The sequence below is a fragment of the Salinispora goodfellowii genome, from assembly GCF_059570675.1.
In genome coordinates this window covers 20183-40754 of record NZ_JCANTD010000034.1, presented here as the reverse complement: position 1 = coordinate 40754, position 20572 = coordinate 20183, and the positions used below count along the sequence as shown (strand labels likewise).

Annotated in this window: 23 protein-coding genes and 1 riboswitch; of the genes, 10 read left to right on the top strand and 13 right to left on the bottom strand. The window is 71.1% G+C overall.

The window, feature by feature from the left end:
* A partial coding sequence (locus T398_RS22775) for a C39 family peptidase (protein WP_496449841.1) occupies window positions 1-354 on the top strand: 354 nt, incomplete at its 5' end.
* A gap of 63 nt (window positions 355-417) precedes the next feature.
* On the opposite strand, the gene dusB is transcribed toward T398_RS22775, so the two are convergent.
* The 4 genes from dusB to T398_RS22755 all read right to left on the bottom strand — a co-directional run bounded on the left by dusB (window position 418) and on the right by T398_RS22755 (window position 4191).
* Complete coding sequence (gene dusB / locus T398_RS22770; RefSeq protein WP_496449839.1) at window positions 418-1593, bottom strand: tRNA dihydrouridine synthase DusB; 1176 nt, start codon at window positions 1591-1593, stop codon at window positions 418-420.
* A gap of 67 nt (window positions 1594-1660) precedes the next feature.
* Window positions 1661-3040, bottom strand: coding sequence for a glycine--tRNA ligase (locus T398_RS22765; protein WP_496449837.1), 1380 nt, complete (start codon window positions 3038-3040; stop codon window positions 1661-1663).
* A gap of 111 nt (window positions 3041-3151) precedes the next feature.
* Complete coding sequence (locus T398_RS22760) at window positions 3152-3625, bottom strand: Rv0361 family membrane protein (protein ID WP_496449847.1); 474 nt, start codon at window positions 3623-3625, stop codon at window positions 3152-3154.
* A 224-nt stretch (window positions 3626-3849) separates the two neighbouring features.
* A complete protein-coding gene (locus tag T398_RS22755) occupies window positions 3850-4191 on the bottom strand; it encodes an antibiotic biosynthesis monooxygenase family protein (protein WP_496449835.1) in 342 nt (113 codons plus the stop codon).
* A 27-nt stretch (window positions 4192-4218) separates the two neighbouring features.
* Between T398_RS22755 and T398_RS22750 the strand changes: the two genes are divergently transcribed.
* From T398_RS22750 to T398_RS22730, 5 genes are read left to right on the top strand one after another with little or no spacing between them, the layout of a single operon-like run.
* Window positions 4219-4476 carry a hypothetical protein gene (locus T398_RS22750; protein WP_496449833.1) on the top strand — a complete coding sequence of 86 codons (258 nt, stop codon included), beginning with the start codon at window positions 4219-4221 and terminating at the stop codon, window positions 4474-4476.
* 54 nt (window positions 4477-4530) lie between these two features.
* Window positions 4531-5562: a metal ABC transporter substrate-binding protein gene (locus T398_RS22745; protein ID WP_496449831.1), complete on the top strand. Its 1032-nt coding sequence runs from the start codon at window positions 4531-4533 to the stop codon at window positions 5560-5562.
* The gene (locus tag T398_RS22740; RefSeq protein ID WP_496449829.1) at window positions 5559-6320 is read left to right on the top strand and encodes a metal ABC transporter ATP-binding protein; all 762 of its coding nucleotides are present in this window, start codon (window positions 5559-5561) and stop codon (window positions 6318-6320) included. The genes T398_RS22745 and T398_RS22740 overlap by 4 nt, the downstream gene beginning before the upstream one ends.
* A 1-nt stretch (window position 6321) precedes the next feature.
* Complete coding sequence (locus tag T398_RS22735; protein ID WP_496449827.1) at window positions 6322-7197, top strand: metal ABC transporter permease; 876 nt, start codon at window positions 6322-6324, stop codon at window positions 7195-7197.
* Between the two features lie 38 nt (window positions 7198-7235).
* On the top strand, window positions 7236-7544 hold the full coding sequence (locus T398_RS22730) for an ArsR/SmtB family transcription factor (protein WP_496449825.1): 309 nt from the start codon (window positions 7236-7238) through the stop codon (window positions 7542-7544).
* 3 nt (window positions 7545-7547) lie between these two features.
* Here the strand turns inward: T398_RS22730 and T398_RS22725 are convergent, their stop codons facing one another.
* Complete coding sequence (locus T398_RS22725; protein ID WP_496449823.1) at window positions 7548-8378, bottom strand: alpha/beta fold hydrolase; 831 nt, start codon at window positions 8376-8378, stop codon at window positions 7548-7550.
* 104 nt (window positions 8379-8482) lie between these two features.
* A riboswitch (TPP riboswitch) is annotated at window positions 8483-8589 on the top strand.
* Between the two features lie 72 nt (window positions 8590-8661).
* Between T398_RS22725 and T398_RS22720 the strand changes: the two genes are divergently transcribed.
* From T398_RS22720 to gnd, 4 genes are all read left to right on the top strand, one after another.
* On the top strand, window positions 8662-9258 hold the full coding sequence (locus T398_RS22720; protein WP_496449821.1) for an ECF transporter S component: 597 nt from the start codon (window positions 8662-8664) through the stop codon (window positions 9256-9258).
* Between the two features lie 64 nt (window positions 9259-9322).
* Window positions 9323-10750: an ABC transporter ATP-binding protein gene (locus T398_RS22715; RefSeq protein ID WP_496449820.1), complete on the top strand. Its 1428-nt coding sequence runs from the start codon at window positions 9323-9325 to the stop codon at window positions 10748-10750.
* Window positions 10747-11547 carry an energy-coupling factor transporter transmembrane component T family protein gene (locus T398_RS22710; protein ID WP_496449818.1) on the top strand — a complete coding sequence of 267 codons (801 nt, stop codon included), beginning with the start codon at window positions 10747-10749 and terminating at the stop codon, window positions 11545-11547. The genes T398_RS22715 and T398_RS22710 overlap by 4 nt, the downstream gene beginning before the upstream one ends.
* A gap of 98 nt (window positions 11548-11645) precedes the next feature.
* Window positions 11646-13082, top strand: coding sequence for an NADP-dependent phosphogluconate dehydrogenase (gene gnd / locus T398_RS22705; protein WP_496449816.1), 1437 nt, complete (start codon window positions 11646-11648; stop codon window positions 13080-13082).
* A gap of 15 nt (window positions 13083-13097) precedes the next feature.
* Here the strand turns inward: gnd and T398_RS22700 are convergent, their stop codons facing one another.
* The 8 genes from T398_RS22700 to T398_RS22665 form a co-directional block, all read right to left on the bottom strand.
* On the bottom strand, window positions 13098-13874 hold the full coding sequence (locus tag T398_RS22700; RefSeq protein ID WP_496449845.1) for an isoprenyl transferase: 777 nt from the start codon (window positions 13872-13874) through the stop codon (window positions 13098-13100).
* A gap of 41 nt (window positions 13875-13915) precedes the next feature.
* Window positions 13916-14752 carry a DNA repair protein RecO gene (gene recO, locus T398_RS22695; RefSeq protein WP_496449814.1) on the bottom strand — a complete coding sequence of 279 codons (837 nt, stop codon included), beginning with the start codon at window positions 14750-14752 and terminating at the stop codon, window positions 13916-13918.
* A gap of 66 nt (window positions 14753-14818) precedes the next feature.
* Window positions 14819-16096 carry an acyltransferase family protein gene (locus tag T398_RS22690; protein WP_496449812.1) on the bottom strand — a complete coding sequence of 426 codons (1278 nt, stop codon included), beginning with the start codon at window positions 16094-16096 and terminating at the stop codon, window positions 14819-14821.
* 162 nt (window positions 16097-16258) lie between these two features.
* Window positions 16259-17158, bottom strand: a complete 900-nt coding sequence (gene era, locus T398_RS22685; RefSeq protein ID WP_496449810.1) for a GTPase Era — start codon at window positions 17156-17158, stop codon at window positions 16259-16261.
* A complete protein-coding gene (locus T398_RS22680) occupies window positions 17155-17532 on the bottom strand; it encodes a cytidine deaminase-like protein (protein ID WP_496449808.1) in 378 nt (125 codons plus the stop codon). The genes era and T398_RS22680 overlap by 4 nt, the downstream gene beginning before the upstream one ends.
* The gene (locus T398_RS22675; RefSeq protein ID WP_496449806.1) at window positions 17525-18940 is read right to left on the bottom strand and encodes a hemolysin family protein; all 1416 of its coding nucleotides are present in this window, start codon (window positions 18938-18940) and stop codon (window positions 17525-17527) included. Before T398_RS22675 ends, T398_RS22680 begins: the two co-directional genes overlap by 8 nt.
* On the bottom strand, window positions 18916-19389 hold the full coding sequence (ybeY, locus tag T398_RS22670; RefSeq protein ID WP_496449804.1) for an rRNA maturation RNase YbeY: 474 nt from the start codon (window positions 19387-19389) through the stop codon (window positions 18916-18918). Before ybeY ends, T398_RS22675 begins: the two co-directional genes overlap by 25 nt.
* A gap of 17 nt (window positions 19390-19406) precedes the next feature.
* The gene (locus tag T398_RS22665; RefSeq protein ID WP_496449802.1) at window positions 19407-20465 is read right to left on the bottom strand and encodes a PhoH family protein; all 1059 of its coding nucleotides are present in this window, start codon (window positions 20463-20465) and stop codon (window positions 19407-19409) included.
* Between the last annotated feature and the right edge of the window lie 107 nt (window positions 20466-20572).

The following is a 20572-nucleotide window of genomic DNA, read 5'->3' as shown; positions in this document are numbered from 1 at the left end:
ATCAACGACATCACCCCGGTACTGAACACCGAGACCGGCCGCGACGTGTACCGCAGCGTCGAGATCTCCACCCCCGAGGCCGACGACAAGCAGACCGACACCCTGCGCGAGGACATCATCCGCACCGTCGACGACGGCCGCGCCGTCGTGGCCAACATCGCCGGCACCGCCACCGACACCAACGGCGGCAGCCACTCCTTCGCCGGCGGCCACTACATCACCGTCAACGGCTACCGCGACGCCGGCGACCAGGTGAAGATCGCCGACTCGGCGAACCCGAACACCGCCGAGTACTGGATCACCACCGAAGCCCTCGGCGACTGGATCGCCACCCGCGGCTACTCCACCAGCTGACCACCTGACAAAGGGCCGGCCCCACCCGGGGCCGGCCCTTTGTCGTCGGCTGTCGAGCCCGGTTCAGCCGCCCGAATCGGCCAACTCCGCGCCCTGCGGAACCGTGTCGTCGTCCCGGCTGTCCAGCCACCCGTTCGGCAGGAACACCTTGCCCGGCGAGTTGGTCCGGCCACGGGGCTGGCCCAGCGTCTCCACCGGGAACGGCGCCGCCGGGTCGAGCTTGCCGAGCAGATCGTCGAGCTGCGCCAGACTGTCAATCATCGCGAGCGACCGACGTAGCTCGCTGCCGACCGGAAAGCCCTTCAGGTACCAGGCGACGTGCTTCCGAAAGTCGGTGCAGCCGTCCCGTTCCCCGCGCGCCGCGTCCCGGGCCCCGACGGTGAACTGCTCGACCAGCAGCTCCGCGTGCCGGCGCATGGTCGTGGCCACCTCCCCCAGCGTGGGCAGCCGTCGGTGCGACGAGCCGGTGAAGGCAGCCTCCAGGTCGGCGAAGAGCCACGGCCGGCCCAGGCAGCCCCGCCCCACCACGACCCCGTCGACTCCGGTGTGCGCCACCATCCGCAGCGCGTCGTCCGCCTCCCAGATGTCGCCGTTACCCAGTACCGGCACGTCCAGCGCCGCCTTCAGCGTCGCGATGGCGTCCCAGTCGGCGGTCCCCGAATACCGTTGGGCAGCCGTACGCCCGTGCAGCGCCACCGCCGCGACGCCAGCGTCCTGGGCGGCGAGGCCCGCCTCCACGTACGTCAGGTGGTCGTCATCGATGCCCTTGCGCATCTTCACGGTGACCGGCACCCCGGCGGGCGCGGCGGCGTCCACCGCGGCCCGCACCAGTCGGGCGAAGAGCCGACGCCGCCACGGCAGGGCGGCACCACCGCCCCGGCGCGTGACCTTCGGGACCGGGCAACCGAAGTTCAGGTCGACGTGGTCGGCGAGGTCCCGCTCGACGACGATGCGCACCGCGGCGGCGGTGGTGTCCGGGTCGGTGCCATAGAGCTGGAGGCTGCGCGGCGACTCCCCGGAGCCGAAGGCGATCATGCGCAGGGTCTTGGGATTCCGCTCGACCAGCGCGACCGTCGTGATCATCTCGCAGACGTAGATGCCACCGCCCTGCTCCCGGCAGAGCTGACGGAAGCCAACGTTGGTGATGCCCGCCATCGGTGCCAGGACCACCGGCGGCCACACCTGGTGCCGCCCGATGGTCAGCGGGCGGGGCGGGACGGCCTTCGTCGTGGTCACCACTCCAGTGTAAGGAGGCCCTGGTCCTCCCTCCACTGGCCTGCCGGCGGAGGGAGGAGCCGCCCGCGGCTCAGCAGCCGGGGAGGCGCTCGATCAGGTACCGCTCGACCTGGTCCAGGGCAATCCGCTCCTGGGCCATCGTGTCCCGGTTGCGCACGGTCACCGCGTCGTCGTCGAGGGTGTCGAAGTCGACCGTCACACAGAACGGGGTGCCGATCTCGTCCTGCCGGCGGTAACGGCGACCGATGGCCTGCGAGTCGTCGAACTCCACCACCCAGCGCTTACGCAGGTCAGCGGCGAGCTTCCGGGCCTTCGGCGAGAGCGCCTCGTTGCGGGACAGCGGCAGCACCGCCACCTTCACCGGGGCGAGCCGCGGGTCGAAGCGCATCACCGTACGCTTGTCCACGCCGCCCTTGGTGTTCGGCGCCTCGTCCTCGTCGTACGCCTCGAGCAGGAACGCCAGCACCGCACGGGTGAGGCCGGCCGCCGGCTCGATCACGTACGGGACCCAGCGCTCGCCCTTGGCCTGGTCGAAGTAGGACAGGTCGACCCCGGAGTGCTTGCTGTGCGTGGCAAGGTCGAAGTCGGTGCGGTTGGCGATGCCCTCCAACTCCGCGAACTCGGTGCCACCGAACTGGAACCGGTACTCGATGTCGACGGTACGCTTCGAGTAGTGGGAGAGCTTCTCCTGCGGGTGCTCGTAGCGACGCAGGTTGCCCTCGCTGAGGCCGAGGTCGAGGTACCAGTTCCAGCGCTCGGCTAGCCAGTACTCGTGCCAGCCCTCGTCGGTGCCCGGTTCGACGAAGAACTCCATCTCCATCTGCTCGAACTCACGGGTCCGGAAGATGAAGTTCCCCGGGGTGATCTCGTTGCGGAAGGACTTGCCGGTCTGGGCGATGCCGAACGGCGGCTTCTTCCGCGCCACCGTCTCGACGTTCTTGTAGTTGACGAAGATGCCCTGCGCGGTCTCCGGTCGCAGGTAGTGCAGACCCTCGTCGCTCTCCACCGGGCCCAGGTGGGTCTTCATCAGACCGTTGAACATCCGCGGCTCGGTGAAGGTGCCCTTGTTTCCGCAGTTCGGGCAGTTCAGCTCGGTCAACGAGGCCGGCGGACGACCGTGCTTGGCCTCGTACGCCTCCGCCAGGTGGTCGGCCCGGAACCGCTTGTGGCAGGACTGGCACTCGGTCAGCGGGTCCACGAACGCGTCCAGGTGGCCGGAGGCGGCCCAGACGTCCCGGGCCAGGATCACCGCGGAGTCGAGGCCCACCACGTCGTCGCGCTGCTGGACCATGCTCCGCCACCACTGCCGGCGGACGTTCTCCTTCAGCTCCACCCCGAGCGGGCCGTAGTCCCACGCCGAACGGGTACCCCCATAGATCTCGCTGGACGGGAAGACGAAACCCCGACGCTTGGCGAGGCTGACAACGGCGTCGATACGGTCTGCAGGCATTTTTCCTCCTACGCCGGCTGGCGGTCGGCGGGGACAGTACGGGATGGAGCGAGGCTCGGGACAACGGTACGACCGGCGACGTCCTGAGCCCAGGAGAATACCGGGAGCGGTTCAGCTGACCCCGCACACCTCCAGTTGACCGGTCTGCTGGTTCTGCTCGAGGTCCACCCGTTGGCTTTCCCGGTCGCCGCCCCTGAGGGTGACGTCCACCGACACGGTCAGGTCGTTCTGGTCGACCTCGCCGACCTGGAACGAGGTCACCTGCGGCGCGCTGGCGGCCCGCCGTTCGAACTCCCGCCGCGACATCTGCTGTCGTGCCTGTGGACAGAGTTGGTCGTAGGCGGCGCCGTACTCCTGTTCCACCAACGCCTGGTAGTAGTCGGTGGAGGCCGCTCGCCCCTGCTCATCGATCGCCTGCACACCGGCCACCAGGAGCCCGAGCACCGCCGCGCCCCCGCCGCCGCAGCAGAGCGCCAGGGCGAGCGCCCCGGCACCGAGTCCCAGCCAGAGTCGGGTACGACGGCCCTCGACCGGCGGTGCCGCGAACGGCGGCGCGACGCCGGGGCCGGCGGGCGGATTCGGCACTCCCGGCCCGGAGGGCGGTCCGAAGGGCGGCCCGGAGGGCGATCCGGGCACGGCGGGGGGTGCGGCGCCGTCTGCCGGCCCCGGCCCGGCGGCGGGTGCGGCGCCGTCTGCCGGCCCCGGCCCGGCGGGGGGTGCGGCGCCGTCTTGCGGGCCGGGCACCGACGGGTGCGGTGCGGGAGCGGCCGGTCCGGGAGCGGTCATGGGCTCAATGTAGTGCGTATCGCTCACCGGTACGGATCGGCCGCCCGATCGCTCGTCGCCACGACCACGTCGGCGCCGGGCGCGGCGGTGGCGAGGGCCTCGTAGGCCGACGGTTCGTCGACCGACTCGGCGAGCAGCGGAACCGCGGTGACCTTGACATCGAAACCGCCGAGCGCTCGCCGGTAGGTGCCGACCGACTCCCACTCGGTGAGCAGGCACCAGTGGCGCGGGTCGTCCAGCGCGCGGACGAGTTGCCCACGCAGATATCCGGGGCGGGCCGCGAGCGCCGCGAGCGCGCCGTGCGCCCGTGCGGTGAAGTCGGCGACGACATCGGGCTCGACCACGAACCGGTTGGTGACCAACACCGGCTACCTCCTCGTAGAGTCTGTGGGATGCAGCGTACGCAGCACCGGTTAGCGAGCCGGTTGGCCCGGGCAAACCCGACGGCAGTCTTCCTGGTCACCCTGGTGGTGGTGCTGGTCGCACTCTTCACTCCGGGGGTGATCGGCGGGCTACTCACCCTCGCCCTCGCGGCGGTCGTGGCCGCGCTGGTGGTCACCACGGGGGCGAGCCAGCCGACGCGGCTGCGGGTGGTCCGGCTCCTGGTGCTGACGCTGCTGATCACCGCCGGGCTGGTCAAGCTCCTCTGACATGCACTCATGCGTTTTTGACAATCATTATCATTGTTGCGGACAGTTGCCCGCATGAACAACCGCCATGCTCCACGCGCCCTGGCCGCCACCTCCGCCGTCCTGCTCGCCCTCGGCGCCGCCGCCTGCTCCGACAAGCCGGCCGATGCCGACCCGGAGCGGGTTGAGGTAGTCGCCGCGTTCTACCCACTCCAGTTCCTGACCCAGCAGATCGGCGGCGACGCGGTAACCGTCAGTAACCTGGTCAAGCCCGGCGCCGAGCCGCACGACGTCGAGTTGAGCCCGAGCCAGGTCGGGGAGGTGGCCGGGGCCGAGCTGATCGTCTACCTCAAGGGCTTCCAGCCGCAGGTCGACGAGGCCGTGCAGCAGAACGCCGCCGACCGGGCGTTCGATGTCACCACCGTCGAGCCGCTGCTCGCCGCCACCGCCGACGGCCACGACCACGGACACGAAGGCGAAGGCGAAGCCGGACACGAGGACGAGCACGGACACGAAGGCGAAGCCGGACCCGAGGACGAGGGTGGCGCCGAGACGCCGACGGACCCGGACCACGCGGCCGAGGCCGGCAGCAAAGATCCACACCTGTGGCTGGACCCCACCCGGCTCGCCACCGTCGGCGACCAGCTCGCCGACCGGCTCGCCCAGGCCGACCCCGCGCACGCCGCCGACTACACCGCCCGCGCGTCCGACCTCCGCGGCCAGCTGGAGCAGCTCGACGCGGCGTACACCGCCGGCTTGGAGACCTGCCAGCGGCGGGAGATCGTGGTCAGCCACACCGCCTTCGGCTACCTGACCACGCGTTACCAGCTGGAGCAGATCGGCGTCACCGGGCTGAGCCCGGAGCACGAGCCGTCGCCGCAGCGGCTGGCCGAGGTGATCGAAGAGGCGAAGGAGCACCAGGCCACCACGATCTTCTTCGAGACGCTGGTCAGCCCGAAGGTCGCCGAGACCATCGCGGCCCAGGTCGGGGCCGAGACCGCGGTGCTCGACCCGCTCGAGGGGCTCGCCGCCGACAACAACGGGGACTACTTCTCGGTGATGCGGGCCAACCTCGCGGCGCTACGAACCGCGCTGGACTGCGCATGAGCGCACCCGTCATCACCGTCACGCGGGCGGCGATCGGCTACGAGGGCCGGGCCGTGCTGCGAGACGTCTCGCTGACCGTGACCGCCGGCGAGGTGGTGGCCGTGCTCGGCGCCAACGGCTCCGGCAAGTCCACCCTGACCCGAGCCGTACTCGGGCTCGTCCCGCTCAGCGCCGGCTCGGTCGCGCTCTTCGACCAGCCGGCGCGGCGATTCCGTCAGTGGCACCGCATCGGGTACGTCCCGCAACGCCTCGGCGCGGGCGGAGGCGTACCCGCCACCGTCCGCGAGGTGGTCGCGGCGGGGCGGCTGGCCCGCCGCGGCATCCTGCGGCCCCCCGGCCGCGCGGACCGGAGGGCGGTGGAGACCGCCCTGGCGGCGGTCGATCTCGCCGACCGGACCGGGGACCCGGTCTCGACCCTCTCCGGCGGCCAGCAGCAGCGCGTCCTCATCGCCCGGGCCCTGGCCGGCGAGCCGGAGCTGCTGGTCCTCGACGAACCGACCGCCGGGGTCGACGCGACGAGCCAGGAGGCGTTCGCCGGAGCGCTCCAGGATTTCGTCGCCGGCGGTGGCACCGTCCTGCTGGTCGCGCACGAGCTGGGGCCGCTGCGGCCGTTGATCTCCCGGGCCGTCGTCGTGCACGCCGGGGGGATCGCGCACGACGGCCCGGTGCCCGAACCGGCCGGCCACCATGCCGACCCGGACCACGACCACGTGCACCCGCACGGTCCCAACGAACCCGCCGGTCTCTGGAGCGCGTGAGATGGAACTCTTCCAGTACCCGTACATGCAGCGTGCGCTGGTCGGCGCGTTGGTCATCGGCCTGGCCGCCCCGGCGCTCGGCATCTACCTGGTACAGCGACGGCTGGCCCTGATCGGTGACGGCGTCGGGCACATGGCGCTCACCGGCGTCGGCGCCGGCCTGCTACTCAACCGCTCTCCGGTCCTGGTGGCGGTGATCGTCGCCAGCCTCGGCGCGATCACCGTCGAGTTGGTCCGGGCCCGCGGTCGCACCTCCGGTGACCTGGCGCTCGCCCTGCTCTTCTACGGGGGCATCGCCGGCGGCGTGATGCTCGTCGGGCTCTCCGACAGCACCAGCGCGAGCCTCAACTCGTACCTCTTCGGCTCGCTCTCCACGATCAGCCCCACCGACCTGACCACGATCGTGGTGCTCGGCGCGGCGATCCTGGTCACCATGCTGGCGTTGCGCCCGGCGCTCTTCGCGATCTGCCACGACGAGGAGTACGCCCGGGTCTCCGGGCTGCCCGTCCGCGCCCTCAACCTGCTCCTCGCGGTCGCCACGGCGGTCACCGTGACCATCGCGATGCGCGCGGTCGGCGTCCTGCTGATCAGCGCCCTGATGGTGGTGCCGGTCGCCGCCGCCCAGCAGGTCACCCGCGGGTTCCGCAGCACGATGACGGCCGCCATGGCGCTCGGGCTCTTCGCCGCCGGATCGGGCGTGTACGTGGCGGCCAACGCCGACACCGCCCCCGGCGCATCGGTGGTGCTGATGGCGATCGCCTCGTTCGCGGTGGTGGCGCTCGGCCGCGTGGGCTGGCGGACGCTACGACGACGACGGGTCCCCGCGGCGCAACCGTCGGCTGTAGAGCCGCACGAGGTGGTGCTGAGCCGGTCCTGACCAACGGCGCGCCCCTGGGATTGGTTACCGTTACCCCTGTGAGCAGCGAGTCCGGCTACGACGCCTACGAGGGGGCGAGCGAGCTGCTGCGCGCCCTCTCCGCCCCGATCCGGCTGGCCATCGTCAGCCAACTCGCCGACGGCGAACGGTGCGTACACGAATTGGTTGACCAGCTCGGTGCCGCGCAGCCGCTGGTCTCCCAGCACCTGCGGGTGCTCCGCGGCGCCGGAGTGGTGCGGGGTTCCCGGCGCGGACGGGAGATCGCCTACACGCTGGTTGACGAACACGTCGCGCACATCGTGGCGGACGCGGTCAGCCACGCCGGCGAGCACACCACCCCCACCTGAGGCTCACCTCGGGTCCCGGACCCGGGCCACGATCGCGTCCGCGAGCGGCGCTGGCGCCCGGTCCGGAATCCAGTGGCTCACCCCGACCAGCTCGACGAAGCGGTAATCCCCGGTCACGTGGGCGGCGCAGGCCGCGGCGGCGGTGCGGCCGATCGCGATGTCCCGGTCGCTCCAGACGTACGTCGTCGGCACCGACACCGGACCCACGGCCGCTAGGTCCCCCGAGGACATCGCCCGGTACCAGTTCAGGGCGGCACTCAACGCACCCGGAGCGCGCATCGGTTCGACGTACGCGGCCATCCGGGCGGCGTCGCCGACACCGGCCAGCATCCGGCGCAGCGCGGTAGCCCGCACCGCCAGCAACACCGCCTCCGCCGTACCTTCCCGCCGAAACAGCCGCATGTACGCCGAGCGGGCCCGCTGTGACCGGTCGGTGCGCAGGGCGTGGGCCATGGCCCCCGGGTGCGGCACGGAGACCGCGGTCAGCGAGCGCACCCGCGCCGGATGCCCGGCGGCGAGGGCCCAGCTGACCACCGCGCCCCAGTCATGCCCGACCACGTGCGCGGCGGCGACGCCGAGGTGGTCCAGCACCGCCACCGCGTCGCCGACCAGCTCACCGAGGCGGTACGCGGAGACCGCCGCCGGCCGGGCACCGGGCGAGTAGCCGCGCTGATCGAGTGCGTACGTGCGCAACCCGGCGGCGTGCAGGAGCGACACCACGTCGGCCCACTCCCCACTGTGCTGGGGGAAGCCGTGCAACAGAAGCACCGGCGGGCCGGCCGCCGGGCCACCGACGTGGACATCGAAGGTAAAACCGCGGACATCGACACGCATGATCGGCAGCCTACCGGGAACCGGCCGAAAGAACCCCGGTCGAGCTGCACCGATGTCACTTTGTTGAAAAATCTTCGGAGGTGCTAGCGTCGACTACACATTTTCACCTCCGACAGGGGAGCGCACAGCGCTGAGAGTGTGGGCAACGTCCCACAGACCCTCGCACCTGATCTGGGTAATGCCAGCGCAGGGAGTTCGGTCGGCCTCCAGTCGCGCCATCGTCCGGCCGGGCCGGAATGGACGTGCCCTCCCCTGGTCTCCCGGATCAGACAGGGAAAGACCGATGAGCAAAGTCACAACAACAACCAACCGCTGGCGCACCGTCGATGTGGTCGTCGCCGCTGTCATCGCCGTCACCTTCGGCGTCATCTTCTGGGCCTGGGGGCTGCTCTGGAACGTCGCCACCCCGGTGTTCGCCTTCTTCCCGCCGGCCCAGGCCATCATGTACGGCGTCTGGCTGATCCCGGCGGTGCTCGGCGGACTGGTGATCCGCCGCCCCGGCGCGGCGCTCTTCTGCGAAATGGTGGCCGCGATCGTGTCCACCCTGCTCGGCAACGAGTGGGGCAGCATCACCATCCTCCAGGGCCTGGCCCAGGGGATCGGCGCCGAGCTGGCCTTCGCCGCCTTCCGCTACCGCTCCTTCCGGCTGCCCACGGCACTGCTCGCGGGTGCGCTGACCGGCCTCGGCGCGGCCCTCTTCGACTTCTTCGTCTGGAACAGCGAGTACGCGCTGGGCGGCTACCGGATCCCATACGCGCTGCTGACGATCGCCAGCGCCACCGCCATCGCCGGGTTCGGCGCCGAGAACCTGACCCGGGCCCTGGCCCGGACGGGCGTACTGGACCTGTTCCCCGCCGGCCGCGAACGCACCACCATCTGAGCGTGCCGATCCAGAGGTTGGGGCCGCCGTCCGCAGGTCAGCATCCGACTCCGGGGCGACGCCGGTGAGCGCGGTCCGGTTGCGGGGCTTCGGGTGGCGGCACGCGGGGCGGAAGCGGTGGGCCGTACGCGGGCTCGACCTGCGGATCGAGCACGGCGAACGGGTCCTTCTGTTGGGGGCCTCCGGGGCGGGTAAGAGCACCCTGCTCGCCGCGCTGGCCGGGCTGCTCCCCGAGGACTCCGGCGAGCAGGAGGGCACGGTCGAGGTCGACGGCCGGGACCCACGCACGGCCCGCGAAGAGGTCGGCCTGCTCTTCCAGGACCCGGAGACCCAGCTGGTGATGGCGCGCTGCGGCGACGACGTCGCCTTCGGCCCCGAGAACCGCGGGCTACCCGCGGAGCAGATCTGGCCCCGGGTGGACGAGGCCCTGCGCCGGGTCGGTTTCCGCTACGGCCGGGACCGGCCGACCGCCGCCCTCTCCGGTGGTGAACAGCAGCGCCTCGCCCTCGCCGGGGTGCTCGCGCTCCGCCCGCGCCTGCTGCTGCTCGACGAGCCGACCGCTAACCTGGACCCGGCCGGTGCGGCGCTGATCCGCGACGCGGTCGCCACGGCGCTCGATGCCGACACCACCCTGTTCCTCGTCGAGCACCGGCTCGCCGAGGCGCTGCCGCTGGTCGACCGGGTGGTCGTGCTGGCCCCCGGCGGCGGCGTCCACGTCGACGGCACCCCGCAGGCGGTCTTCGCCGCGCACGGCGCGGCGCTCGCCGCCGAGGGGGTTTGGGTGCCGGGCCATCCGGTGCCGTCGCGGCCGGCCACCACCAGCGCCGGTGAGGCGTTACTCACCGCTGACGAGCTCGCCCTGCCGCCCCGGCTGGCCAGCGTCTCCCTCACCGTACGGGCCGGCGAGGCGCTCGCCGTGCACGGACCCAACGGGGCCGGGAAGTCCACCCTGGCCCTCCTGCTGGGTGGGCTGCTCGCACCGGCGGCGGGCCGGGTCACCGCGACCACGGAGCTGGCCGGCGGGGACGCCCGCACCCCGCCGCACCGATGGCGGGCGCCGGCGCTGGTGCATCGGATCGGTTCGGTCTTCCAGGATCCGGAACACCAGTTCGTCACCGCCACCGTCGCCGACGAGCTGGCGCTGGGTCCACGCCGCACCGGCCGGACCGAGGCGCAGGTCCGCGCCACCGTGGACGCGCTGCTCGACCGGCTCCGCCTGACGGCGCTCGCCGAGGCCAACCCGTACACCCTCTCCGGTGGCGAGGCGCGGCGGCTGAGCGTGGCGACGGCCCTGGCCACCGCGCCCCGCCTGCTCGTCTGCGACGAGCCCACCTTCGGCCAGGACCGGCGGACCTGGCGGGAACTGGTGGAGCTCTTCGCCGAGCTGCGCGACAACGGGCACGGGCTGGTCACGGTGACCCACGACCCGGAGTTCATCGCCGCGCTCGCCGACCGCCAGGTACGGCTCGACCATCCGCGGCACGCGCCGTGATCAACCTCGAACCGGTGACCGGACCAGACGCCCCGCTGGCCCGGCGCAACCCGGTGGCGAAGCTGGCGGCGGCGCTGCTCTGCTCGGTCATCCTGATCGCCACCCTCGACCCGGTGGCACCGGCCATCGCCATCGCCTTCGAGCTGGCCCTGCTGCCGCTGTTCGGCGTACGGCTCCGGGTGCTCGCCCGCCGGGCCGTGCCGCTGCTGGTCGGCGCGGTGGGCGTCCTCGGCACGCTGGTGCTCTTCGCCGCCGAGCGCTCCGGACGAGTCCTCGCCGAGGCCGGCCCGTTCCTGATCACCTCCGGCGTGCTGATCACCGCGCTCGGTCTGGTGTTACGCATGTTCGCGGTGGCCCTGCCGGGATTGATCGTGGTGGCAACCACCGACCCGACCGACCTGGCCGACGCGCTGGTGCAAAATGCCAAGCTGCCCGCCCGCTTCGCCTACGGGGCGCTGGCGGCGTTCCGGTTGGTGCCGTTGCTCGCCCAGGAGTGGCAAATGATCAGCATGGCGCGGCGGGCCCGGGGCGTTGACGCCGGCCGTAACCCGCTGGCCCGGCTGCGGCTCTTCGGGTCAACCGCGTTCACGCTGCTGGTCGGTGCGATCCGCCGCGGGACCCGACTCGCGGTGGCGATGGACGCGCGGGGCTTTGACGCCACGACCCCCCGATCGACGGCCCGCCGCCAACACTTCGGCCGCGCCGACGGTCTCCTGATCGCCGGTGCGGCGATACTGGCCGGCACCGCGCTCACGGTCAGCGTCGCCGTCGGCGCGTTCCGCCCCCTGATCGGCTGACCGTCGAGCCCCGCGCACCCCGGGTGGAGTGGCTGTGGAGCAGCGGAACCTGGAGCACGATACGGTCACAGACGAAGATCGAGGCGGAGGTGGCGGGGATGAGCGGGCAGGCACAGATCGGCGTTACCGGGCTGGCGGTGATGGGGCGCAACCTCGCCCGGAACCTGGCCCGCAACGGCTTCGTCGTGGCGGTGCACAACCGCTCTCCAGAACGGACCCGCCGGCTGGTCGCCGAGCACGGCGAGGAGGGGCGGTTCGTCCCCACCGACTCGCTGGCCGACCTCGTCGCCGCGTTGGAGCGCCCCCGGGCGGTCATCACGATGGTCAAAGCCGGTGCCCCGACCGACGCCGTCATCGACGAGCTGGTGCCGCTACTCGATGCCGGCGACATCATCGTCGACTGCGGCAACGCCCACTTCGCCGACACCCGGCGGCGCGAGGAGGCACTGCGCAAACAGGGGCTGCACTTCGTCGGCACCGGTGTCTCCGGTGGCGAGGAGGGCGCGTTGTGGGGGCCGAGCATCATGCCGGGCGGCTCTGCCGAGTCCTACCAGAAGCTGGGGCCGATCTTCGAACAGATCGCGGCGCAGGTGGATGGCGAGCCCTGCTGCCGGCATATCGGTCCGGACGGAGCCGGCCACTTCGTCAAGATGGTCCACAACGGCATCGAGTACGCCGACATGCAGCTCATCGCCGAGGCGTACGACCTCCTGCGGACCGGCCTGGACGCGACCCCGGCCGAGCTGGCGGAGATCTTCCGAGAGTGGAACTCCGGCGAGCTGGAGTCGTACCTCATCGAGATCACCGCTGAGGTGCTCGGGCACACCGACGCCGGCACCGGGCGGGCCTTCGTGGACATCGTGCTCGACCAGGCGGAGCAGAAGGGCACCGGACGCTGGACCGTGCAGAACGCCCTGGACCTGGGCATTCCGATCACCGGCATCGCCGAGGCGACGTTCGCGCGTTCCCTCTCCGGGCACGCCGACCAGCGCGCGGCCATCCGCCACGCGTTCGCCGGCGCGGGGCCGACCTGGCGGGTCGAGGATCGGGGCAGCTTCATCGAGGACGTCCGGCGCGCGCTGTTGGCCAGCAAGATCATCGCGTACGCGCAGGGCTTCGACCACATCCGGGCCGGCAGCCAGGAGTACGACTGGGACATCGACCTGGGCGGCACCGCCACGATCTGGCGCGGCGGATGCATCATCCGGGCCCGCTTCCTCGACCGGATCCGGCAGGCGTACGACGAGCAACCCGACCTGCCCACGCTGCTGGTGGCGCCGTGGTTCGCCGACGCCGTACGCGCCGGGTTGTCGGGGTGGCGGCGCGTGGTCGCCGAGGCTGCCCACGCCGGCGTGCCCACCCCCGCGTTCGCCTCGTCCCTGTCCTACTTCGACGCGCTGCGCGCGAACCGACTACCGGCGGCCCTGATCCAGGGCCTGCGGGACAACTTCGGCGCCCACACTTACCGCCGGGTTGACCGCGACGGCTCCTTCCACACGCTCTGGGCCGGGGACCGCAGTGAGGTCGAAGCCTGACCCCGGGCGCCGGGATCAGGTGGTAGGGGCTACCGGGTTCGGCAGTGCTCCGCCGAACCGGCGGTCCCGCTGGGCGTAGAGCTCACAGGCGTACCAGAGGTGCCGGCGGTCGAAATCCGGCCAGAGCGTGTCCAGGAAGACCAACTCGGCGTAGGCGCTCTGCCAGAGCATGAAGTTTGAGGTGCGTTGCTCTCCGGAGGGGCGCAGGAAGAGATCCACGTCGGGGACCTCCGGGTGGTAGAGGTGGCGGGCCAGGGTCTTCTCGGTGACCTTGGCCGGGTCGAGCCGGCCGGCCGCGACCTCCCGGGCGATCGCGGCGGCGGCGTCGGCGATCTCGGCCTGCCCGCCATAGTTGACGCAGAACTGCAGGGTGAGCGTCGAGTTACCGCGGGACATCTCCTCGGCCGCCTGCAACTCCGAGATGACGCTCTTCCACAGCCGCCCGGACCGGCCCGACCAGACAACCCGTACGCCCAGGTCGACCAGTTGGTCCCGGCGGCGGCGGATCACGTCCCGGTTGAAGCCCATCAGGAAGCGCACCTCGTCTGGCGAACGCCGCCAGTTCTCCGTCGAGAACGCGTACGCCGACAGGTACGGGATGCCCAGCTCGATCGCGCCCTCGACGGCGTCGAAGAGGGAGAACTCTCCCGCCTCGTGCCCCTTTGTCCGCGGGAGCCCGCGCTCCTTGGCCCACCGGCCGTTGCCGTCCATCACCACCGCGACGTGCCGCGGCAACGCCTCGGCGGGCAGCGCCGGTGGCCGGGCGCCAGACGGGTGGGGGGTGGGCGGCACCGGCGCCCGGCCGGGTCGCCTGGTCGATCGGATCACTCGGTCTACTCCCTGTCCACGCCGGCCGCGGCCGGCCCGACTCCGCCGGCCGGCGCCCCGACCGCACCGGCGGCCGGAACACCCCGGTCCACCAGCGGCAGCGAGCGTAGCGCGCGCTCCAGATGCCACTGCAGGTGCGCCGCGACCAGCCCGCTGCACTCCCGGCGGACACCGCTTCCGGCGGCGTCGGCAACCCGCCAGTCGCCGCTGGTGAGCGCGGTCATCAGGTCAATGGTGGCCGGTGCGGGGTGGGCCGCGCCGGGCGGCCGGCAGTCGAGGCAGACGGCACCACCGGCCGGGACGGAGAAGGCCCGGTGCCGCCCCGGCGTACCGCAGACCGCGCAGCCGGCCAGCGCCGGCGCCCACCCGGCCAGGGCCATGCCACGCAGCAGGTACGCGTCCAGCACCAGGGTCGCGGCGTGCTCCCCGCCGGCCAGCGCGCGCAGCGCCCCCAGGGTGAGCTGGAACAGCCGCAGCGACGGCTCCCGCTCGACCGGGGTGAGCCGCTCCGCGGTCTCGCAGACCGCACTCGCCGCCGTGTAGCGGGGGTAGTCGCCAAGGAGGCGCTTGCCGTACAGGTCAATGCCCTCGACCTGGCTGACCGTGTGCAGCGAACTGCCCTGCTGGCCCTTCGGGTCGCCGGCGAGTTGCAGGTCGACGTGGCCGAAGGGCTCCAGCCGGGCCCCGAACCTGCTGGTGGTCCGGCGCACCCCGCGGGCCACCGCGCGCAGCCGCCCGTGCCGACGGCTGAGCAGGGTGATGATGCGATCCGACTCGCCGAGCTTCTGCACGCGCAGCACCACCGCATCGTCGCGGTAGAGCTGTCGACGGTACCCGGCCATCGGATCATTCTCCCTCAGGTTGCCAGCTCGGGGTCGGCTCGGGGTGGCCGCGGCACCCCTGGCTGGTCATCGCGCGTTGCTGTCCACGCTCTCGTTCTGCATGCGCTCGTTCTCCGCAGACCGGGGCGCCGGCACCACCGGCTGCTTCCGCCCCGTCCCGGCGTGGTCCGCCGGACCGACCGCGGGCTGCGCCGCCTCGGGTACGGCTGCCACCTCCGCAGACGTGGCTGCCGCTCCCGCAGAGGTAGCTGCCACCTCCGCAGACGTGGCTGCCGCTCCCGCAGAGGTAGCTGCCACCTCCGCAGACGTGGCTGCCGTTCCCGCAGAGGTAGCTGCCGCTCGCCGTCCGAAACCGGGGATCAACTCCGGCCGACGTCGGGCCGCGACGTCCTCAACCCACCCGACGAGCAGGATGACGACCCCGAGTAGGGCGAAGACCAGCGCGATCCGGATGGCCAGGCCGAGCAGATTCTGGTGCGACCAACCAACCACGTCCACCAGCGGGGTGAGCGCGACCACAAAGACCATGTGCCACAGGTACACGGTGAGGGCACGCCGGTTAGTCAGAGTGATCATCCGACTGATAAACGCGTTGCGGTCGATCCACGCCGTTCTCGACGGTTCCCGCCCAAGCACGACCAGAATGACACCGGCCGACCAGAGGGCATTGGCGAGCGGATTGCCGTTGAGGTCGAGCCCTTTGGTCCCGGGCTGGGTCAGGTTCCACCAGCCGCCGGCGGCGACCAGGGCGATCGCGGTCGGCCACAGGACGCGGTTGGCGAGTCGGCGCAGCATCCCCGCCTGGTGGGCGAAGCCCAACATCCACGCCCCGAAGTACAGGCCGAACTGCTGCACCACCATCGGCGGATTCGGGTACAGCCCCAGTTCGATCGCCGCGGTCAGCGCGTACGGGGCGAGCAGGGTGGGCAGCGGAAACCGGCGGAACAGCCACAGCGCCAGCGGCGAGACGAGCACAAACCAGAGGTAGTTGCGCAGATACCAGATCGGGCCCAGCACCGGCGCTCCCCAGCCGTACCGCGGTGGGTCGGCCACCGGGAAGAGCCAGAACAGGAGCTCGGAGGTGAACGGCAGCCCGGTGATCAGCATCGCGGGCACCAGGATCGCGCCCAACGCCCAGAACGACGGCAGCAGCCGCCGCAGCCGACGACCGACCGCCGCCGTCCCGAACCGGTGCAGCGACGCCGCCATCAGCGACCCGGCCAGCGCGAACATCACCGACATCGCGGGAAAGACCAACGTCATGGTGGCCCACCCGGTTACGTGGTAGACCACGACCCGTACGACGGCGAGGGCGCGCAACAGGTCCAGGTAACGGTTTCGCATCGGCTCGCAACTAATTCCAATAAGGGGCGGGCAACACAATCCCCTACCTTCCGCCGGCGACCGGAAAAGCGCGAGTCTGCCGGGAGGAAAGTGAATTTCCTCATCGAATCGTCGAAGTCGACAAGTCACCTGGAAACGGCCGGCGACCAGCCGGCCGTTGCGCTAGAAACCGAGCTTTCGGAGCTGTTTCGGGTCCCGCTGCCAGTCCTTCGCCACCCGGACGTGCAGGTCAAGGTAGACCCGGGTGCCGAGCAGCTCCTCGATCTGCCGCCGTGCCCGGATACCGACGTCCCGGAGCCGGCTGGCCCGATGCCCGATCACGATCGCCTTCTGACTCGGCCGCTCGACGTACACATCGGCGTAGATCTTGACGACCCGTTCCGCCGGGATCATCTCCTCCACCACCACCGCAATGGAGTGCGGCAGCTCGTCGCGCACCCCCTCCAGCGCCGCCTCCCGGATCAGCTCGGCGACCAGTACCTGTTCCGGTTCCTCGGTGAGCATGTCGTCCGGGTAGAGCTGCGGTGACTCCGGCAGGTAGCGGGTCATCACGTCCACCAGGGTGTCGACCTGATGCCCGGAGACCGCGCTGACCGGCACGACCTCCGCGAAGTCCGCCAGCTCACTCACCGCGACCAGCTGCTTGGCCAGCTGCTCTCGGTCGACCAGGTCGGTCTTCGTGACCACGGCCAGCACGGTCGCCTTCAGCTCGGCCAGCTCACCGGAGATGAAACGGTCGCCCCGGCCAATCGGCTCGTCCGCCGGGACACAGAGGCCGATCACATCAACCTCACTCCACGTCTGCCGCACCAGATCGTTGAGGCGTTCGCCGAGCAGCGTCCGAGGCCGGTGCAGGCCCGGCGTGTCGACCAGCACGAGCTGCGAGTCGGGCCGATGCAGCACCGCCCGGATGACGTGCCGGGTTGTCTGCGGCTTACTCGACGTGATGGCGATCTTCTGCCCGACGATCGCGTTGGTCAGCGTTGACTTGCCGGCGTTCGGCCGTCCCACGAAGCAGCCAAAGCCCGCCCGGTACGGCTGCCGAAGGTGCGCGGAAGTCACTCGGCCACCGTCCCGAGGAGCGTGCCGTCCGGGGCCGCCACGTGGATCGGCGCGTCGGCGGCGAGGTCACGGACCGCCGCGTGGCCGGCGCCGTCCAGCGTTGACGCCTCGGTCACCACCGCCGCAGCCTCCAGCCGGGTGCAGCCCGCCGCCGCGGCCGAGGCCACCGCGAGCTGAAGCGCGGTCAACGCCAGCGACGGCAGCGAGACGCTCGCCGCGGCGTACGTCCGGCCGTCCTGGTCCCGGACCGCGGCACCTTCGACGGCACCGATCCGACCACGCGCCCCCCGGGCCAGGACGACCAGTTTGGCGTCCTCGGCGGTCAGCTCCACCGGGGTGAACCCGGCAGTCGGTACGGCGGGTGACTCAGGCATCAGCGGGTTGCCTCTCCTCGGTTTGGTCGGTGTCGTCCGGGACGGCGGCGGATTCGCCACGCTTCGGATCGTGCTGTTGGTCGGCCGGCTCCACCCGGCGCACCAGGACCGTGTCGATCCGGTTGCGCCGCCCGGTGGTGCCCTCAGCGAGCAGCCGCAGACCGGCCACCTCAACCTGGGCGCCGGGGATCGGGACCCGGCCCAGGGACTGCGCGAGCAGGCCGCCCACCGTCTCCACCTCATCGTTGGGCAGCTCGGTGTCGAACAACTCGCCGAGGTCCTCCACGGGTAGCCGCGCGGTTACCCGCACCGCATCGTCGTCGAGGTGCTCGACCGGCGGACGCTCAACATCGTACTCGTCGGTAATCTCACCAACGATCTCCTCCAGGATGTCCTCGATAGTGACCAGCCCGCCAGTCCCGCCGTACTCGTCCACGACGATCACGAGGTGGTTCCGGGCGGCCTGCATCTCCGAAAGAAGATCGTCAACCGGCTTGGACTCCGGCACGAAGGTGGCTGGACGCATCAACTCGGCCACCGGGAGGCGCCGATCCTCCGGGGCACCGCCCTGCGTACGCCGGATCAGATCTTTCAGGTAGAGCACGCCGAGCACATCGTCAACGCTCTCGCCGATGACCGGGATCCGGGAGAAGCCGGATCGCAGAAAGAGCGCCAGGGCCTGGGAGAGCATCTTGTGCCGCTCGATCCAGACCATCTCGGTACGCGGCACCATCACCTCACGGACGATGGTGTCACCGAGCGCGAAGACCGAGTGGATCATCTGCCGCTCGCCATGCTCCACCACGCCGCGCTGCTCGGCCAGGTCGACCAGTTCACGCAGCTCCACCTGGGTGGCGAAGGGACCCTCCCGGAAACCGCGCCCCGGGGTGACCGCGTTACCGATCAGAATCAACAGCGAGGCGAGGGGATTGAGTGCCCGACCCAGCCAACGCACCAGCGGCGCCACCCCGCGACCCACCGCGTAGGCATGCTGCCGGCCGATGGTGCGCGGCCCGACGCCGACCACCACGAAGCTGACCACGGTCATCGCCCCGGCCGTCACCACCGCGGCCAGCCAGCCGGCGCCGAGCGAGTCGACCGCGACCAGAGCCACCAGGGTGGTCGCGCTCAGCTCGGCGAGCAGCCGCAACAGCAGCAGCAGGTTGAGGTGCCGGACCACGTCCCCGGCGACGGACTGTAATGCTCGGGCGCCCCGGGCTCCGTCGCGGACCAACTCGGCCGCGCGGGCCGGCGAGACCGCGGCCAGCGCCGCCTCGGTCATCGCGATCAGGCCGGCGAGGACCACCAGACCAGCCGCGAGGAAAACCAGTTGCACGTCGGGGAGGCCGGACGCGCCGGCCGTTGCTGCGGCAAGAGAGGCCATCATCGTGACCGGATCGACCGCCAACTCACCAACAGCCGGGCTTGGAGGGCGAACATCTCCCGCTCCTCCTCCGGCTCGGCGTGGTCGTAGCCGAGCAGGTGCAGCACCCCGTGCACGGTGAGTAGATGCAGCTCGTCGGCGGTGGAGTGGCCCGCGGCCGCCGCCTGCTTCGCGGCCACCTCGGGGCAGAGCACGATGTCACCGAGCAACGCCGGCTCGGCACCGACGGTGGCATTCTCCCCCGGCCCGTGGTCAACGCTGCCCTCGTCCATCGGAAAGGCAAGGACGTCGGTGGGGCCGTCCCCGCCCATCCAGCGATGGTTCAACTCGGCCATGTAGTCGATGTCGACAAGCAACACGGAGAGCTCGGCGAGCTGGTTGACCCCCATTTCGTCGAGGGCGTGCCGGGCGACGGCGAGTACCGCGTCGGTATCGACGTCAACTCCGGACTCATTGGCAATCTCGATGGACACTTTCTTCCTTCGCTTCGTTAGCGGCGCCGACCGGCGCGGCCGCCCTGGGCGGGCCGCCCGGGCACCGCCTGCACGCTCTTCGCCTGCTGGCTTTCCCGCTCCATGTCCCAGCGGGCGTACGCGTCAACGATCTCCCCAACCAGCCGGTGTCGGACCACATCCGAGCTGGAGAGCTGGGCGAAGTGCACGTCCGCCAGATCAGTGAGGATCTCCCGGACGACCCGCAGGCCACTGGTCGTCCCGCCGGGAAGGTCCACCTGGGTAACGTCGCCGGTGACAACGATCCGGGAACCGAAGCCGAGCCGGGTGAGGAACATCTTCATCTGCTCCGGCGTGGTGTTCTGCGCCTCGTCCAGGATGATGAACGCGTCGTTGAGCGTACGACCCCGCATGTACGCCAGCGGCGCCACCTCGATCGTGCCCGCCGCCATCAGCTTCGGGATCGACTCCGGGTCAAGCATGTCGTGCAACGCGTCGTACAGCGGTCGCAGGTACGGGTCGATCTTCTCGTTCAGCGTGCCGGGCAGGAAGCCCAGCCGCTCGCCCGCCTCGACCGCCGGCCGGGTGAGGATGATCCGGTTGACCTGCTTGGCCTGCAGCGCCTGGACCGCCTTCGCCATCGCCAGGTAGGTCTTGCCGGTGCCGGCTGGCCCGATACCGAAGACGATGGTGTGCGCGTCGATGGCGTCGACGTAACGCTTCTGCCCAAGCGTCTTGGGGCGAATGGTACGACCACGTCGGGAGAGGATGTTGAGCGTCAGGACCTCGGCGGGCCGTTCGGCGCTGCCTTGCTCGAGCATGCCAACGGTACGCCGGACAGCATCGGTGGTCAGCGTCTCGCCTTTCTCGATGAGTTCGATCAATTCGCCGAAGAGCCGCTCGGCGAGAGCGTTGTCCGCGGGTGCGCCGGTGATCGTGATCTCGTTACCCCGAACATGCACGTCGCTGTTCACGGAACGCTCGACCAGTCGCAGGATCTCGTCCCCCGCACCGAGGAGATTGACCATGATCCTCGGCTCCGGGACGGTGATCCTGGTCTGTGCCCGGGGCGGGCCGGGAGGTGGGGTGCTGGTCATAGGTTGGGCCGAGTGGCCCTGCGCCACCTGCTCTCGCTCTCGGCGCCGGGCTGGTCGCCGCGGCGTGCTGGTCGTTGCCCCCATCGTATCGGTTCAACCGCCGGGGC